The sequence below is a fragment of the Methanomassiliicoccales archaeon genome, from assembly GCA_014361295.1.
GTDB lineage: Archaea > Thermoplasmatota > Thermoplasmata > Methanomassiliicoccales > JACIVX01 > JACIVX01.
Genome location: JACIVX010000055.1, coordinates 1 through 2,170 on the forward strand (window position 1 = coordinate 1; position 2,170 = coordinate 2,170).

Annotated in this window: 3 protein-coding genes; all 3 read left to right on the top strand. The window is 45.0% G+C overall.

What is annotated here, in order from left to right; genetic code table 11:
• Positions 1-1,038, top strand: a 1,038-nt coding sequence (locus H5T41_11015) for a hypothetical protein (GenBank protein ID MBC7109288.1), incomplete at its 5' end; no start/stop codon positions are given.
• On the top strand, positions 1,038-1,253 hold the full coding sequence (locus tag H5T41_11020) for a toll/interleukin-1 receptor domain-containing protein (GenBank protein MBC7109289.1): 216 nt from the start codon (positions 1,038-1,040) through the stop codon (positions 1,251-1,253). The genes H5T41_11015 and H5T41_11020, both read left to right, overlap by 1 nt.
• Before the next feature lie 286 nt (positions 1,254-1,539).
• Positions 1,540-2,170: hypothetical protein (locus H5T41_11025; protein ID MBC7109290.1), on the top strand; the 631-nt coding region annotated here is incomplete at its 3' end.

Consider the following 2,170-nt stretch of genomic DNA (forward strand, 5'->3'; position numbering starts at 1 on the left):
GGGATACTCATAAGGGCTCCAAGGATATTCTATGTTATCCTTGATAAAGGAAAGGGCAAGCTGGTGAAGCTTGGGGAGATTGCAGAGGTCAGGAGGGGCTTCACAACTGGGGCAAACGAGTTCTTCTATCTTGAGCCGATAAAGAACCCGATAGAGTGGCCCGTCTGTCCTGTTTGTGAAAGGGTTCACGAGCCGGAGGAAGGGTTGGTTGCCGTCAAGAATAAGGCGGGATGGGATGGATATATCGAGGAGGAGTTTTTGAGGCCGGTGATAATTAGCCCAAGGGAAATCAAAACTCCGATAATTAATGAAAGGAGTTTGAAGAATGTGGCATTTATCTGCACGGAATCAATATCGTCTCTAAGAACTAACGGAAAGATTCATGCCATCAATTACATTGAATGGGGCGAGAAACAAGGATACCCGAACAGAACAACTCTGCGGAATAGGCGGCCATGGTATGGGTTAACACCTCATGAAACTCCTGATGTTCTTTGGCCGATGATACATAACGACAGATTGATAGTTGGGTTGCTTGAAAGCGATAGAATTGTTGTTGACCATAATTTGTTTGAAATAACTGGTAACGAAAAGGGCTCAAAAGTTTATCTTTTTGTTTCTCTGTTCGCAACATACCAAGCCCTTGTGAGAGAACTTATCGGTCGTTCGAACTTGGGTGAAGGAGCACTCAAGACCGAAGGAATTGACATCCAGAAACTTATTGTGTTTAAACCGGAAGCCCTTTCAGAATTCGAAGAGAGCCTACACCAGTTGTTTGAGAAACTGTCAACTTACGAAATCAAGTCCATCTTCGAGGAGCTCGGCCTTCCAAAGCCAAACAAAGACTTCAGCAACATCAAGCCGGAGGAGGTTTCCCTCGACAGGGTCCTTCCCGACAGGCGCGAGCTGGACAGGGTGATCTTCGAGGCGCTCGGATTGACCGAGGAAGAGCAGCTTGAGGTCTACAGGGCGGTTGTCGAGCTCGTGAAGGCGAGGCTGGTGAAGGCGAGGACGTTTTCGAAGAAGGGGAAGAGGTGATGGGATTGTTGAGTGTTTTTATTAGTCATTCTTCTTCAGATTATGAAGTTATCACAAAGGTGAGAGAAACCTTGGAAGTTCAGGGGTTCCACATATACCTCGCGGAGGAGGATGTTAGAGCAGGCACTTACCTTCCCGCCAAGATAGAGGATGCCATCAGGCAATGTGATGTTGTTCTCGCAATCTTGACAAGTAAAGCCTCGAAGTCGGCATGAGTTCAACAGGAACTGGGATATGCAAAAGCTATTGGAAAACTGATAATTCCTTTAGTAGAGGAGGGAGTCGATGTTACTGGCTTTTTAACTGGTGTGGAATATATAAGATTTGATCCAAGAAACTTAGAGCCAGCGCTCGAAAAGATTAGGGGATACTTAACCAGACTAAAAGAGTCAAAGGAATTCAAGGAAATGCTTGAAGTATTAATTTTGATTGCCTTGGGAGCTTTTGCAGCTTATTATCTGGCCCACAAGAGATGATTTGAACAAGTGAGAGGGAATGTCTATGCACGAGCTCGATAAGGCAATATTTGAAGTCTTTACGGGCTCGGGGGGAACAATTGCTACTAATCTCAAGCCATACTTCAGCCTTGCCATTGCATTATATGAGCTTTTCAAAATCGGTGTTGACTTCATCCAGTGGAGAAAGAGAGAGGAGAAGAAAAGGAATCTCAAAAGGTCGCTAGCACTTACCTTCCATAAAAAGCTGGATCGGGCTCGGAACGACCTTGAAAAACTGGCAGATGACGTTTCTTATGCCTTTGGAGCACTCTTCGTGTACTCCGTGGCAGTGCCTCCCTTCGAACCAAAAGAAAAGGCTAGAGCCATAATCGAACAGCTTGAAAATGATTACATTGAAATGATGAAGAGTATGCGGGAATTAATGAGACTGGTTAAGAGACACAAAAAAATGATAGTCTCAGCCCTTGAGCTGGATGAAACACAAATTATGCTGCTCGAAGGTTTAACCGAAGCCTTTGAAAAGGAAGAGCCTGATATCGAATCACTCACTGATTATCTGCCCCTGATTGCCCAAGAAATGCAAAAGACCGAAAAGGAGAGAAGGGCCTTTAGCCGGGAGCTCTCCAAAGGAATAGGGAGGTTTAACTCCAACTCAGGGCTTGTTGCAATAAATA

Coding starts and splice junctions, on each gene's coding strand:
- H5T41_11020 (MBC7109289.1), top strand. CDS start 1,038: ATGGGATTGTTGAGTGTTTTTATTAGTCATTCTTCTTCAGATTATGAA.